Origin of the sequence: Flavobacterium sp. AG291, assembly GCF_003350375.1 — a bacterium.
In the GTDB taxonomy this organism is placed as follows: Bacteria; Bacteroidota; Bacteroidia; order Flavobacteriales; family Flavobacteriaceae; genus Flavobacterium; species Flavobacterium suzhouense.
In genome coordinates this window covers 1-15571 of record NZ_QQAR01000021.1, presented here as the reverse complement: position 1 = coordinate 15571, position 15571 = coordinate 1, and the positions used below count along the sequence as shown (strand labels likewise).

The window sequence follows — 15571 nt, the reverse complement described above, 5'->3', positions numbered from 1 at the left end:
TTTAATATCTTTGTAATCATAAAATCCCTACAGGATGAGTAAATGTGAACAATGTATCGTTCGTGAATTCAGTTCCTTAAAAGCACTGAATAAAGAAGAGATACTCAGAATAGCTGATTGCAAATCGTCGTATACCATTAAAAAAGGAGAACCCATTTTTTCTGAAGGAGAAAATGTAAATGGTATCTTTTGCATAAAAGATGGTGTTTGCAAAATGACCAAACTTAGCGCAAACGGTAATGAACAAATCCTAAAACTTATTACTAAAGGAGAATTGCTTGGGCAGCGATCTATGATAAGCGACGAGCCTGTAAACCTGAGTGCTGTTGCACTTGAAGACATGGAGGTATGTTTTATACCTAAAAATGAGGTAATGCGCTTTTTTAACCAAAATAATCAGTTTTCCATGAATGTGCTGAAAAACATTTGTGGCGATCTTAAAGAAGCCGATGACCATCTTGTAGCCATGGCACAAAAACCAGTTAAGCAACGCCTTGCAGAAACACTGATTTATCTTTTTGATTCGTTTGGAACAAATCCTGATAAAAGCCTGAATATAAAATTATCGCGTGAAGAAATAGCGAGTATGGTGGGTACTGCTACCGAAAGTTGTATAAGATTATTGTCTGATTTTAATAAACAGGGAGTAATACAACTGTCCGGTAAAAAAATCATTATACCGGACAGAGATAAACTGTCAAAACTTACCCAATAATTATTTAATAACCTCTGCATCAGAAAGATTAACAATTGTTATTCTTTGCCTGAAGAGTTTAAGATTTTCTAGAATGTCGTTTTTAGCCGACTCAAAAAAGCAGGATGCTTTAAAAATATCCTCATAATAAAGGATTCCCTGCAACAGGTTACTTTTAAACAGTTCCCATTTTTTTATGAGAGCCGGTGTAAGTTGTTCTCTTACTTCTGCAATGTTCTTTTCAAGATACTCAACATACAACTCTAATTCTTTTACAAACACATTAGGCCTGTACTCCTGAGGTAGTATAGACTGATAGCCATAAATATGGCGGACCATATCCTTTAAAGAGACTTCTTTGTCAAAATAAGCCATATTAGGCCCCGGACAAACAACTACCCCCTGAGCTTCGCCTTTAATCGGAATATCATTTTCCAGATAAGCAGGATTAGCAAGGCCTACACAAAGGCAGGACTTCACGGTAACGGATGTAGCGGTTTTTTCAAATTCGACAGATGATAAATTACAATTAATTTCCTGAAGTTCTTCCAGTTTAAGCTGCTGGTATTTTCGCGATGCCGTACAAATACCTTTTTCATCATATTCTTTGCTTAAAGCTAATAGCTTTTTAGGACATGAACTCCCCGCTTTATTCTGAAGAATCCTATGCGTTTTAATGTATTCATTCGTAGTACCTACTAACGTATTGAAAGGCACTCCTAATGGCGAAATATCACTACGGTAAAAATCTTTTTCCTTGGCATTGGCTAACAGTATACGGGTCGCTTTATCGGTTGTTGTTGCTTCGGGCACCAATAAAAAAGGTGATCCCCAGCCTACAGAATCCATTTCATAATAATTTAATAGAAAGTCGTGCTCCTCAGCTGTACCTACCCCACCCTGAACGGTAAATTTAACCTCGAAAGGTGACTCAAAAATATTCTTCCCCTTAAAGGAAAAAGCTTTTTGAAGTAAACTATGTGTAGTATTTATAAGTTCCTGCTTTCGGTCTTTAAACTCCTGCATTATGGGACCAAGAAGTAATCCATCGGTTGCAAAGGCATGACCTCCACAATTAAGACCCGATTCTATTCTGTACTCCGATACCCATATTCCTTTTTTTGCTAAAAAGCTTCCCTGAATCATTGCCGACCTGAAATCACTTACTTTCAAAGTAACTTTCTTTTTAAGTAAACCACTATCATCCGGTAAAAAATCATCAAACTCAGCTATATAACTGAATAATGAAGGATTCATCCCGGCAGATAATACAAGCGAGGAGCTAAGATTACTGTTAGCAAAGCCTCTTAATGCAGAATGTGCGTCATTGTAAATGTTGGGTAATGAATCATTTTTATCATAATTGGTCTTATCAACCTTTGTCATGATATTTACATCTATAGCTCCCGGAAATAAATTTTCGCTCAGATATTTGAGTATATCGGAAGATTCGCTAAACTGGTTTGAAAGATAAGCATCAAGGTTTTTCTTAACCGATGAAATTTTTGGAAGCATTGCAACAAAATCATTCAGGGCTTTTTTGTTCGTTGCAAGTTCATCACAAAACGAATTAAATTTTTTCTTCACAATCGTATCTACAAGATTGAGATAAGACGTAATGCGTTTTGCTCTGTAATCGTAGGTTTTCCGGGTAATTTCCTTGTATGGCAACTCAAAATTCCTGCTGTAAAAAGCATTCATGTTTTCTATCAGTTCGTCATCCACTATTGAAATAACAGAATCTATTCCAAACCTGGCAACTTTAATCGGACTATCAATAGTATATGCCAGCCCCATTACAGGAATGTGAAAATTATGTAATTGTTGTTTTATCATTATGTCCTAATTAAGAATAATCAGCAAATATGATAATTGGCAATATTTTAAAAACTGACGGATATCATGTAATAATTCTAATATTTTGATATTGCATCAAATTCAATGACCAATAAAATACAATAATAGGGAAACCTGTATAATACAAAACAGCTCAGGTATCTTTTGAGCTGTTTTGTATTATTCAATAGTTTTAAATTTCTTCATCTCCTCCATTGGTTCTATACCACCATATTCTTTCCATATAGCCGGATTATAACTGCTAAGTTGCACGTACTCAAAATCAGAATCTGTAACCTTATCAAAATCAGCTTCAGTTATATCTTCCTGAGACATCATAAAATACTCTTCCTTTTCTTCTACATTAGCCTCGACTTTCAAATCAAATGCAACATAATGCTTATCGTCTTCCGCAATCTCCAGAAATTTCAAAGGCCTGTTTACATATACGTATTGTCCTGTTGTAACTGAACCATATTGCAGGTTATATCCTTCTCCTGATTTCTTTTCTTTAAATATTAGCGTTCCTCTACTAAGGTTTTCAGATTGTTTTACACCTAACAGAAATTTTAAATTTACACCACCCAGTTTTTTACCTTCCCCAAGAGTATAATCTGCCCTTAGTACTGCATAATCCTTTTCGGAAACATAAAGCGTTCCTGTATATTTCCCTTTTCGCTTTTTTGGACTGAACTTTATGATGTAAACGGATGTATTATTTTCTGATTGGGTTTTACCTGCAAATGAATAATCATAGAGTTCCTGTAGTGTGATAAAATCAAACTTTGTACTTTGCAAATTACTTTCATTTACAAAAGAAGTCACTTTGTTTTTTGCCAAATTCAGCTTTTTCTTTACAGCATCTTCCTGAATAGTATTCACACGATATTTTTTACTTTCATAAAAAGCACCATTAGCAATAACAGTATCTCTTGTTCCTAACAGTCCGCTTTTAATACGGTAATATTTATGCGGATCTAAATGCTTAAACAATATACCTGATGCCATTTTTTCCATTTCATTAAGATCTACCCCGCGACTCCTGTCTTTTAACTGTGTTGCCTTTATAACATTGAATTTGGTTACAGGATGGAGTTTCTCCTTATGCATTTTTGATGCCATATAATAATTACAAAGCATATCGGTAAATTCCTGTGGAGGATGAGAGATCAATTCATTTGTAAAAGCTTTCAGCTCAGTATTGGCATCCGTAAGCTGTTTTTTAGTATACCCTTCTGCGCTGGTCATTTCAGCTTTAAGATTAATGGGTTTAAATGCCAGTCCTTCTCTGTAAAAAATCTTTTTGCTGTTAGCTTTATTATCCCATCGGTAATTTTTAGGCAAATTTCTTTTAACGTTTGCCATAATACTATCAACGCTCATTGCCATATTAGATACATAGACCGTTTCTAACTCAAAACTCCCCGGCCGAAGCTTAACAATATAATTGCTTTTTTTAAGCTCAGTTAAAGTTACTAATACGCTTTTATAGCCTAAAAAAGAAATTGATAGTAAAGCATCGTCCGTATATTTATCAGAAATTGTAAAGTATCCGTCTTCGTTACTTACGAGATTTTCAGTATCATTGATTACAATACTCGCATGAGATAAATTTTCTGAAGTATTGGCATCAATAATCCTTGCTGAAATATTCTGAGCTACTGCGTTTAACATCCCTGCAAGAAAAAGCAGGCATATAAAGATTTTTTTAAGCATATTATAGTAAAGGTTGGTTATTGGTTAAGGATATAACGAAACAATACTTGGTTTATTTTCCTTACAATTATCCCTTTCTATAAAAGCTTTCTCTTAATTATAAAGACCTGAAGAGAATGCTCTGTAATTATTTATTGGCCTCCTTATCTTCAACTTCCTTTTCCATTACCTTAATCTCTGTTTTTTCCTTTTTAATAGCCTGACGTAAAAGGGCAAAAACACTCATGTATGCATTTGCAACAAATACCAGTGCAAAACCGGCAATCAGATATCCTTTCCACCCTGTCAATAAGAGTTGGTAACCCGATAATATTAAAAAGAAAAGGGTAACATAATGACTGAAACAATATTCACAGGTAAACAAGTAAAAGAATTTTCTCTTAAAAATTGTTTTTCCTTCTTTAGAACATTTTACACAGTATTCTCTAGGCTCTCTGAACACTTCCTCGTGAGTAACCGTCCAGGCGACACAAGCTATGGGAATAGCCATTATAAATAACCATATTATCTGAATATGCAATTCCATTTTATTATTCGGTTTCAGGTTCGGGTTCCTGTGGTATTCTTCGCCTAAATACGAATGATTTCGGCAAATCATTACTAAGCAGATATCCCCAGGGTTTTAATTCATCTATCCTGTCAAATATTACTTTCAGTATAGCCATTATAGGTATAGCTAAAAACATTCCTGTAATTCCCCCTAAAAGTCCACCTACTATTATACCTATAATTGAAGCTATGGCATTTATCTCAACCTTAGAACTTACAATCATAGGTACCAGTAAATTATTATCAAGTAATTGAACAATTACATTAACTACAATTATACCAGCTATAATTGATAGATCTGTAGTTCCTGTGAGTGAGGCAATTATAGTTAGGACTCCTGCTATAAGTATGCCTATGTAAGGAATCAGGTTAAGCAATCCGGTTATAAGTCCTAATAAAATAAAATATTTTACACCTATTATCATTAACCCTAAAGCAGTTAATACCGATACAATTACAAATTCAATCATTAACCCTACTATATAGCTTTGAACGGAAACCTTAATAGTCCCCATAATATCTTCAAGAGTCTTATGATGCTTTTTGTCAAACAACTTACATAAGAATTTTATAAAATGTGTTCTGTATAGAAGAATAAGGAAAATGTATACCGGAATAAGGATAAGATTCATTACAGAGTCCGTAAAGGATGATAAAGTAGTGCCCAGCATTTGCTTTCCTGAATCCAGAGAACTATCGGCTGCTTTATTAATAAGCTCTTCCTGTTCTTTCCTGCTAAAGCCAAATGTATCTTTAACATAAGCCTGTAAATTGACATAATGTTGGTGCAAGTTTGACTTCATTTTATTCCAGTCCTCAGTCATATCCAAAACCTGAATTGATATAAAATAAAACAAAACAGCAAAAACAAGTACAAATAATATCACAGTAATCAATGCTGCTAATATATGTGGAAAATGTAGTTTTCTTTCTAAAAAATTAGAAACAGGTCGTAATAATATTGCGAATAGTAGCGCCATCAGCAATGGCATAATGACCGACTGCCCAACGTAAAGGATAAATGTTATTGCAACCAGAATAAACAGTACCAATGCAAATTTTGCATAAAATGGGAAACGCAAGGCTTGTTTCATAATTTTTTGATTATTATTTATAATAACAATCAAATTTACGCTTACATAACTTGTAAGTATCTTAAATTTATTACAATACTTACTAAAAATAGTATTAAAAATTACATCCAAAAATCGAAAAGCCCCTAAAGTCCGAAGACTTCAGAGGCTTTTACCAACCAATCAATCTATTTTCGTTTTATAAGCAATTATTCCCATCCGCCACCAAGTGAACGATAAATGTTCACAGTAGCGTTTAATTGCTGAAGCTTAGTCTCTATAAGGTCAAACTTAGATTCTAAAGCATCTCTTTGTGTCATTAAAACTTCCATATAATCAGCTCTGGCCGACATAAACAGGTCGTTAGAAATATCTATCGACTGATTAAGTGCGTCAACCTGTTGCGATTTCAGGTCGAAAGCTTTCTTTGAATTGTCAATTTTAGCAACCTGATTGGCTACTTCTATATAAGCATTCAAAATAGTTCTTTCATAATTATATACTGCCTGAACCTGTTTAGAGTTAGAAGTATAATAAGCAGCCTTAATTGCATTTCTGTTAATTAAAGGTGCTGCAAGATCACCTGCTAATGAATAAAGTAATGATTGCGGCTTAATCAGGTAAGTAGGGTCAAATGCCTGGTAACCTATTCCTGCCGAGATACCCACTTGAGGATAAAATCTTGCTTTAGCTACTTTAATATCCAGTTTGGCTGCAGCAAGATCCTGCTCTGCCTGACGAATATCAGGACGGTTTTCCAAAAGCTGCGAAGGGATACCTGAGTTTATTTGAGAAGGTACTAAATCTGTAAAATTAGAAGAAGACCTGTCTACGTGCTGAGGAAATCTACCTACAAGGAAATTAATCCTATTTTCAGTCTCAACAATCTTTTGCTGAATATCATACTGAAGACTTTGCGTGTTCAAAACCTGAGCCTGGAACCTGCGTACTGCAAGTTCGTTCACTCTGGCAGACTCCTTCTGGATCTTAACGATCTCCAATGCATTCGTCTGAAGTTCTATATTCTTTTTAACCAGTTCCATCTGGTTATCAAGTGCAAGAAGCTCATAGTATGAATTGGCAATCTCTGCAACAAGATTAGTCACCATAAAGTTCTTGCCTTCAACCGAAGAAAGATATCTGTTTACAGCGGCTTTTTTAGCATTGCGAAGTTTGCCCCAGATATCAAGTTCCCAGTTAGCATAAGCGCCAATCATATAATCAGGAAGCGGTTCCGGATTTTCTTTACCGCGAACAATTTCAAGATTCTTTTCTGTAGCACCATTTCTTGTATACTCACCTACTTTTTCAAATCCGGCACCACCTCTTAAACCTACAAAGGGCAAATATTCTCCTTTATGGGCTTTAATCTCGTTTTTGCTAATCTGAATTTCCTGAAGTGTTATGTTCAGCTCCTGGTTATTAGTAAGCGCAGTATTTATAAGAGCCACCAGATTCTGGTCTTTAAAAAACTCTTTCCACTTTACTTTACCTGTGTTAATGGTATCCTGTGCAGTACCTTTTACATACTCTCCCGGAACCGATTTATTTTCGGTGCGTTGCACTGCATCTGCCGGTAGCTTACAGCCGGTAACAGCCAGCGCAGCTAAGGCCAATGCTAAATATATACCTTTATTAAATCTCTTATTCATGTTCTTCAGTAGTTTTGAAGTTGTCAATTTGATGAACAAACTCTTCTGATAATGAGCTGTCTTCTTCATCTTTTATCAGTTTTCTTCCGTCAGCTATAGAGCCGAAGATATAGTATAGACCCGGTACGATGATTACACCGAAAATAGTACCGAATAACATACCTCCCATTGCTGCCGAACCTAACGTCCTGTTACCAATAGCTCCTGCACCACTAGCAAGGATCAACGGAATAAGACCTGCGATGAAGGCAAATGATGTCATAAGGATTGGACGGAAACGTACTTTGGCTCCTTCAATAGCGGCATCGTATATAGACATACCCTCGTGTCGCTTCTGGACTGCAAACTCTACAATAAGTACCGCGTTCTTACCGAGTAACCCGACTAGCATGATCAGACCGATCTGAGCATAGATATCATTCTGTAAGCCCATTAGTTCAAGTAAAAGGAATGAACCAAATACCCCAACAGGAAGTGAGAATACTACCGCTAATGGAATGATGAAACTTTCATACTGTGCTGCAAGAACGAAATAAACGAATGACAATACGATAAGGAAAATATAAATAGACTCATTTCCTTTATTAGCCTCGTCAAATGAAAGACCTTCCCATGCAATATCATAACCTTTTGGTAGTGTCTCTTTTGCCACTTCACGAACGGCCGCAATTGCTTCAGCTGTTGTAAAACCTTTTGCAGGAAGACCCTGGATTGCTGCCGAGTTATACATGTTATAACGAGTAATCTCATTTGGCCCCTGTTTCTTAACCAGTTTCATAAATGCTGAGTATGGCACCATCTGACCCTGATCATTTTTAATATAAAGGTTTAATATGTCTGAAGGCAATCTCCTGAACTTAGGATCCGACTGAACGTATACTTTAAAGAAACGCTCAAATTTGATGAATCCCTGCTCATAAGTACTACCAATAAGTATGTCAAGATTATCCATAGCCTTTCCTATAGACACACCTTTTTGCATCGCTAACTGATTGTCAATTTCAAGTTCATATTGAGGATAGTTAGCCGCGAAGAATGAGAACAGACCTGAAAGCTCTTTACGTTTGCCAAGAGCATCCATAAACTGTTTGTTGATCTTGTCGAAATCCTGATAATCTACGGTAGTATTTTTGTCAAGAAGACGCATAGAAAAACCTCCTGACGAACCGAAACCTGGAATGGCCGGCGGTTCAAAGAACTCAATTTTAGCTCCTAAATCTCTGGTTTTCTCCTCAAGTTCTTCCATGATCTCAGTAACCGAATGCTCTCTTTCTGACCATTCTTTCAGGTTGATAAGACACGTACCTGCGTTAGATCCCCTACCCTCTGTCATGATCTCATAACCTGCAAGAGACGATACTGATTCAACACCATCAACATGCTCACATATTTTCTGAAGCTTTTGGGAAACCTGGTTTGTTGTTTCTAGTGTCGATCCCGGAGGTGTCTGGATAATCGCATAGATTGTACCCTGGTCTTCACTTGGAATAAACCCTGAAGGAAGTATCTGGTTTACAAAGAAAGTACCCGCACAGAATGCTATAAGTACACCAAATGTCACTACCCTTCTGCTTACAATACGTTTAAGGATGTTAACATATTTTCCTGTCATTTTATCAAACCCACGGTTAAAGCTATCTAATGCTCTTGTAAACAGGTTTGATTTTTTCTCATGACCGTGGTGATTTTTTAGAAGCATCGCACAAAGTACAGGTGTAAGTGTAAGTGCAATAAGTGCCGAAATTACAATTGAACTCGCCATAGTAATAGAGAACTGGCGGTAGAATGTACCCACAGGGCCCGACATGAACGATATAGGAACGAATACCGAAACCATTACCGCAGTAATAGCGATTACCGCACCACTAATCTCTCCAAGTACTTTTTTAACTGCCTGATAAGGCGTTATATGAGGAAACTCCTCAAACTTGGCGTGAACGGCCTCGACGACGACAATCGCATCATCCACCACGATACCAATCGCCAATACAAGCGCAAATAAGGTTACAAGGTTAATTGTGATTCCGAAGAACTGAATAACGAAGAATGCACCAATCAACGATACAGGTACCGCTAATATTGGGATAAGTGTCGATCGCCAGTCTCCAAGGAAGATAAATACAACAAGTGCAACAAGTATGAATGCATCTCTAAGCGTATCAATTACCTGCTCTATTGAAGCATCAAGGAATTTAGATACGTCATAACTGATTTTATAATCAAGTCCCGGAGGAAACGACTGTTTCATTTCCTCAAGCTTTTCTTTAACCTGCTTGATTACGTCATTCGCGTTACTGCCATAGTTCTGTTTTAATACAATTGATGCAGATGGGTGTCCATCAAGGTTAGAATAGATATCAAAGAATTCACTACCAAGTTCGGCATGACCAATATCTTTCAGACGGATGCTTTCACCTTCGGCGTTAGCGCGTATGATAACATTCTCATATTCTTCAGGCTCACTAAACCTTCCTTTGTATGTTAATACATATTCAAGCGACTGTGCTTTGATACCGGAACTTTGTCCGATACGTCCCGGACGTCCAACGATACTTTGTTCGCCTAACGCTTTCATTACCTCTTCGGTCGAAACATTATAAGCTCGCATACGATCCGGATTAAGCCATATACGCATTGCATAGGTACGGCTACCTAATATCTGCGATCTTGCCACACCTTTAATCCTGTTGATTTCCGGAAGCATTTTTACGTTGGCATAGTTATACAGGAATTTTTCATCCATGTCTTTGCCTTTGGCATAAAGATTCACGTACATCAACATACTTGGCTGGATAGGCGTGATTACAACCCCTTCCCTTTGCACAAGTTCCGGTAGCAGGGGCATAACCTGGTCAACCCTGGTCTTAACCCTGATTACCGCCTGATTGGGGTCGGTACCCGGCTCAAAGATGATTCTTAATGTAGCTTCACCGGCACTGGTAGCATCGGTAGCCATATATCGCATGTCCTGAACACCATTAATAGCATTCTCTAATGTAATAAGTGTAGATTTCACCAATACATCCGCACTCGCACCTGGGTAAGCAATAAATATGTTTACCGTAGTAGGAGCAATATCCGGGAATTGGGAGGTTGGCAATTGTTTGATTGCCAATGACCCCATAAACACGATCATAATCGAAATTACTATCGCAAATACAGGTCTATGTATGAATTTACTAAACATGTTTTCTTATTTATATGATAGTTCGATTATTCAGCGTAAAGCTCAAGATGCGACATTACATTTTCCGGTTTTTCCAGTTTGTATTCGATCTTTTCATTTTCTTTAACTAAACGTAGTCCCTCAAGTAGGATTTTGTCATCAGTAGAAAGTCCTTTGCTAACAACAAATATGTGAGGCAGCTCAGCAGCAATGGTAATTTCTCTTGAGCGCACAGTATTATCTTTATCAATTACATAAACATATTTTTTGTCTAGCACTTCAAAAGTCGCTTTTTGAGGAATCAGAAGAGCATTTTTAATAGGCACTTCCATTTGAATGTTACCTGTCTCACCATGTCTTAGCAAGCCTTTAGGATTTGGAAAAGTAGCCCTGAAAGCAATATTACCGGTCTCATTATTAAATTCTCCTTCAATAGTTTCTACAACTCCAGGATAATCAAACAATTTATTATTTGCCATCAATAGTTTTACAGTAGGTTTGCTATTTTGGGCAGTCGCTTTATAATCAAGATATTCCGATTCAGGCACATTGTAGTAAACCCACATTTTACTGTTATCAGAAAGATTAGTCAATAAATCTCCCTCATCAACAAGGCTTCCAAGTCTTACATGAAAACGGTCTATAATACCATCAAAAGGCGCTCTGATTTCTGTGAACTGAAGGTGAACTTTAGTTAATGCTAATTCCGCTTTGGCTTTGTCAACTTTAGCCTTAGCCATTGCAAGTTCATTAGGCGCAACAACTTTACTATCGGCAAGTCTTTTGGTATTTTTGTATTCTATTTCTGCAAAATCAGCTTCTGCCTGTGCCTTTTGCATCTCGGCTTCATACAGTTTAGGCATAATCTGGAACAACAACTGACCTTTTTTTACAGATTGTCCTTCATCAACATATATCTTTTGCAGATAACCTCTTTCCTGAGCTCGTAACTCAATGTGTTGGATTGAATGGATTTGAGACACATAATCTTTTATGATTGCCGTGTCCTTTTTAATTGGATTAGTAACCAAAAAATGGGTTTCTTCCTTCTTTTCTTCTTTTTTAGATGTGCAGCTTGCAAAGAACAATACGCCACACACGCCTGTAAGCATGAGGATTTTCTTCATAATTAATTCGCTTTAAAAGCAGTACGATAAATTTTAGGTAAAATATTTTAAGGAAAGTGTAAAACACTAACGTACAATAACATTATAAAAAATGTATTGCAAAATAAGAGTATCGGAAACAATTCAAGATGAATTGTCCGACAGCATTAAAATCAAATTCTGATTACTCGAAATGCGATATATCGCTTGTAAGAAGTAAAATGAAAAAGGTTGTCCGTGGCCGGTGTATTCTTTTTATCATCATGATAAAAAGAGGCCAGAACACTATTAAAGAAAGCAGCTATATGATAGCCATTAAGCTGTAGGTTTTTCTTAGAAGTATGATTTAATTCTTCTTCTTCACCTTCATTATCTGTTGCTCGAAGTTTACTGTTATCCGGTTCAAAATAATGAGAAGACCTCATAAAGTTGGTCTCATTATTTACAGTAACATCACAGCGAACTTTACCAATATTCTCAAGAGTCTTATATAACGTGGTATTTGCGCTTGCCCCATAGCTATGAGCATCTAACTGACCATTGCCAGCAAACACAAGTACTAAAAGTGTTATAAAAAATCTTGATAAAAATTTCATGCGGCGCAAACTTACTAAAAGTTACTCACACTGACAATATTATAATTATGAAATATCGTCCTGCAATAATCTATTGGTTTTTAAGCCATAAACAAATATCCTGCCAAAATTAAATTAAGGATATAAATAATTATTTTTTCTTTTGAATTTTTAAAATAGCCGTCTTCAAACCTTCTGATTTAGCAATCAGTTCTACTTCTGAATTATCTTTTAATTCAACAATTACCTGAGCTAACCCATTAAACAACTTACGTTTCCATTTTTCAGCAGGTATAATAATCTGTATCACTCCCGGATTAGAATTGATAACATCCCAGTCTTTAACCTTATGAATCGGAGTCGCTACTATAACAATACTATTCTCGCCTTCTTTCAGGGTTTCATTACTGAGTATATATTTCAGCGAATCTTCCGTTGAAGCATTTACCTTAATACCATTAACAAATACTACACTTTCCACTCCTATCTTCTGATAAAAGAAGGTAACCAAATCATTTTGGCTTTTGTTTTCAAGTATAAACTGTCCCTTGTATACATAAGACGGAGCTAAATTTTTATAATCCCTGTCTTTAAAGGCTTCTCTCCAATTATCAGGATACACAGGAAGCTGCTGAGGCAAATTAGCACCGGTAAGTGCCTGTTCTTTAAAATCTGTAATTGAAACTGTTTTAATCTCATCAATAAACTGATCTTTTTCAAGAGAAGTTGGATTACCATTACCAACCCCTAATATTCTTCCTCCCTTTATTTCGAATGAAACTTCATTATCTGCGGTAGGAACATGCAATCCTTTTTTATCGGTTATTTCAACTGTTACAATAGCTACATCAGCATTCTTATCACCTAAGAATCTATCCTGAGATAATTTGATATTTTGCCCTGCTCCTGTAGTTTGCTTAACATCTGACAAAATCTTTTTACCATTTTTATAGCCAATAGCCTCCAGTTTGCCGGGTTCGTATTTAACTTTCCATTCAAGATGCCCATTATGTTCAATTTTTTTCTTGCCTAAACTCTTTTTATTAAGAAATAGTTCTGCCTCATCACAGTTAGAATAAACCCAGACATCTATTTCTTTACCTTCCATTCCCTGCCAGTTCCAATGCGGAAACACATGAAGCACTGGTTCTTTCCCCCACCACGATTTTAGGTAATACACGTTATCTTTAGGAAATCCGCAAACATCCATCATACCAAAATAAGAGGTAACCGAAGGCCATCCGTAAGGCGTAGGCTCTCCTCTGTAATCAAATCCTGTCCAAATAAACATCCCTGCCAGATAAGGCCTTGCATCATAAAACTTCCATCCCTCTTCTATACTATAAAAAGACGGTCTTGGCTTGGCATCATAGGCACTTTTATAATGTTTTGAATCATCTGTAAAGTAAACGCCTCTGGTCGCAAAAGTCGAGCCTTCTTCAGTTCCCATTCCCGGCTGTTGCTTAAATTCGTTCCTATGAGCATCTATATCCCCATTCCCCATGTAGTTATACCCCATTATTTCTACTACTGACGATATGCCGCTTTTGAATCCACTACTGATTCCAACAGTTACCGGACGTGTAGGATCAATACTTTTCACAAAAGACTGCATAGTGTTAGTGATACGCTCTCCTGTTATATTCCCTTCAATATTCCACTCCTCATTACCAACAGACCAACAAATTACACTGGGATGATTACGATCGCGTTCAATCATTTTTTTAAGACTGCCAAGATGCAAATCGTTAATACCCATAAGTCGCGTTTCGTCAATCACAAGCATACCAAGTCTGTCACAGGCATCAAGCATTTCTGGTGTGGGCGGGTTATGAGAACACCTGTAAGCATTTGAACCCATTTCTTTTAATTTGCTGATGCGATAATACTGCATAACATCAGGTAACGCAACACCAATTCCGGCATGATCCTGATGATTATTCGTCCCTTTTAGCTTTATATTTTTGCCATTCAGAAAGAAACCTTTTTCTGCATCAAATTGTATTGTCCTGATCCCAAAAATAGTCTCATAGCTATCTACAGCTTTTCCATCTATTTTTATTTGTGATACTAAACGATATAGATTTGGTGTGTCTAAATCCCAAAGTAGAGGATTGTTAACCCTTAGCTCCGATTGAATCAAACTGTTATGATAATATCCAGAAGTATACCCCTTACTTACCACAGAAGCTACCCGGCTTCCTTTCGGATCAAAAATTGCCTGATGCAACTCTATATTTCCTTTATATTCACCAAGATTCTGAATCCCTACTTCTGCTTTTACTTCCGCAAAATCGTTAGTAACATTTGTCGTAATATATGTTCCATTAGTCATTATATGTAACGGAGCTGTTTTTTGCAGATACACATGCCTGTATATTCCGGCACCTTCATAAAACCAGCCTTCTTCCATAGAAGCGTCAACACGAACAGCTATAGTATTAGTCCCTCCATAATTTACATAAGCTGTAATGTCATATTCAAATCCGTTATATCCACTTTCTTCTGTTCCTAAAAAATGACCATTAAACCACACCTTAGAATTACGAAAAACCCCATCAAACTTAATTGTAATGATTCGACCTAAATCGCTTTGAGGAATATCTATACTCTTTCTATACCAGCCAATGCTTTTGTCGGAAAAACCTTTGCCCGCCGCTTTAAAACCATGACTGAAACTCCCCTTTTCACTAAACGGTTGCTCCACTACCCAGTCATGAGGCAAATTCAATACTCTCCATGCTCGATCATCAAATCCGGGTGAAGCGGCTCCATCCCCATTCCCTGTTTTGGCTAAATATGAAAAGTAAGCAGTGCCATGATTAAAATCTTTTTCTGTATCTGACGGATGCCCAAAAGAAAACCGCCAACCGGAATCTATCAGTATTTTTTCACGTGATTCTGGAGTCTGTGCAAAACACAATTGAACAGCCAGGATTAAAACAGTAAAATATAAATGATGTAATTTGATTTTCATGAAAGGTCGCAAAAGTTAGCAAAGGGCATAAAAATATCATTTTATACTATATATGCTTAATAGTATTTCGTCAAATATCAATATTTATTTCAATCTCCTTATAAAAACAAAAACCGGGCAGCTATTGGCTGCCCGGTTCTTTTTATTGTTTTTGCATTCTTATCTCTTCAGTGAGAAATGCGATTTAAATTCACGTATCACGGTTGTTGTTCCGTCATATTCCGGGT

Annotated in this window: 10 protein-coding genes; 1 reads left to right on the top strand and 9 read right to left on the bottom strand. The window is 36.6% G+C overall.

The genetic code is table 11. The features are described 5' to 3' along the window. The first annotated feature begins 34 nt into the window (after window positions 1-34). Window positions 35-715 carry a Crp/Fnr family transcriptional regulator gene (locus DEU42_RS16935; RefSeq protein ID WP_114759522.1) on the top strand — a complete coding sequence of 227 codons (681 nt, stop codon included), beginning with the start codon at window positions 35-37 and terminating at the stop codon, window positions 713-715. Here the strand turns inward: DEU42_RS16935 and DEU42_RS16930 are convergent, their stop codons facing one another. The 9 genes from DEU42_RS16930 to galA form a co-directional block, all read right to left on the bottom strand. Further along, window positions 716-2530, bottom strand: coding sequence for a hypothetical protein (locus DEU42_RS16930; protein ID WP_233506724.1), 1815 nt, complete (start codon window positions 2528-2530; stop codon window positions 716-718). Window positions 2531-2710: 180 nt separating this feature from the next. Further along, complete coding sequence (locus tag DEU42_RS16925; protein WP_114759520.1) at window positions 2711-4246, bottom strand: carboxypeptidase-like regulatory domain-containing protein; 1536 nt, start codon at window positions 4244-4246, stop codon at window positions 2711-2713. Between the two features lie 127 nt (window positions 4247-4373). Continuing rightward, window positions 4374-4772: a hypothetical protein gene (locus tag DEU42_RS16920; RefSeq protein WP_114759519.1), complete on the bottom strand. Its 399-nt coding sequence runs from the start codon at window positions 4770-4772 to the stop codon at window positions 4374-4376. 4 nt (window positions 4773-4776) lie between these two features. Further along, window positions 4777-5889 carry an AI-2E family transporter gene (locus DEU42_RS16915; protein ID WP_114759541.1) on the bottom strand — a complete coding sequence of 371 codons (1113 nt, stop codon included), beginning with the start codon at window positions 5887-5889 and terminating at the stop codon, window positions 4777-4779. A 188-nt stretch (window positions 5890-6077) separates the two neighbouring features. Continuing rightward, complete coding sequence (locus DEU42_RS16910; RefSeq protein WP_114759518.1) at window positions 6078-7520, bottom strand: TolC family protein; 1443 nt, start codon at window positions 7518-7520, stop codon at window positions 6078-6080. Beyond that, complete coding sequence (locus tag DEU42_RS16905) at window positions 7513-10707, bottom strand: efflux RND transporter permease subunit (RefSeq protein WP_114759517.1); 3195 nt, start codon at window positions 10705-10707, stop codon at window positions 7513-7515. The genes DEU42_RS16910 and DEU42_RS16905 overlap by 8 nt, the downstream gene beginning before the upstream one ends. Window positions 10708-10733: 26 nt before the next feature. Further along, window positions 10734-11813, bottom strand: a complete 1080-nt coding sequence (locus tag DEU42_RS16900; protein ID WP_114759516.1) for an efflux RND transporter periplasmic adaptor subunit — start codon at window positions 11811-11813, stop codon at window positions 10734-10736. Between the two features lie 152 nt (window positions 11814-11965). After that, window positions 11966-12388 carry a hypothetical protein gene (locus DEU42_RS16895; protein WP_114759515.1) on the bottom strand — a complete coding sequence of 141 codons (423 nt, stop codon included), beginning with the start codon at window positions 12386-12388 and terminating at the stop codon, window positions 11966-11968. Between the two features lie 130 nt (window positions 12389-12518). Next, window positions 12519-15344, bottom strand: coding sequence for a beta-galactosidase GalA (galA, locus tag DEU42_RS16890; protein ID WP_114759514.1), 2826 nt, complete (start codon window positions 15342-15344; stop codon window positions 12519-12521). Window positions 15345-15571 lie beyond the last annotated feature (227 nt).

Bases quoted from the DNA above. Each gene is read 5' to 3' on its own strand.
- DEU42_RS16935 (WP_114759522.1), top strand. From the start codon at position 35: ATGAGTAAATGTGAACAATGTATCGTTCGTGAATTCAGTTCCTTAAAA.
- DEU42_RS16930 (WP_233506724.1), bottom strand. From the start codon at position 2,530: ATGATAAAACAACAATTACATAATTTTCACATTCCTGTAATGGGGCTG.
- DEU42_RS16925 (WP_114759520.1), bottom strand. From the start codon at position 4,246: ATGCTTAAAAAAATCTTTATATGCCTGCTTTTTCTTGCAGGGATGTTA.
- DEU42_RS16920 (WP_114759519.1), bottom strand. From the start codon at position 4,772: ATGGAATTGCATATTCAGATAATATGGTTATTTATAATGGCTATTCCC.
- DEU42_RS16915 (WP_114759541.1), bottom strand. From the start codon at position 5,889: ATGAAACAAGCCTTGCGTTTCCCATTTTATGCAAAATTTGCATTGGTA.
- DEU42_RS16910 (WP_114759518.1), bottom strand. From the start codon at position 7,520: ATGAATAAGAGATTTAATAAAGGTATATATTTAGCATTGGCCTTAGCT.
- DEU42_RS16905 (WP_114759517.1), bottom strand. From the start codon at position 10,707: ATGTTTAGTAAATTCATACATAGACCTGTATTTGCGATAGTAATTTCG.
- DEU42_RS16900 (WP_114759516.1), bottom strand. From the start codon at position 11,813: ATGAAGAAAATCCTCATGCTTACAGGCGTGTGTGGCGTATTGTTCTTT.
- DEU42_RS16895 (WP_114759515.1), bottom strand. From the start codon at position 12,388: ATGAAATTTTTATCAAGATTTTTTATAACACTTTTAGTACTTGTGTTT.
- galA (WP_114759514.1), bottom strand. From the start codon at position 15,344: ATGAAAATCAAATTACATCATTTATATTTTACTGTTTTAATCCTGGCT.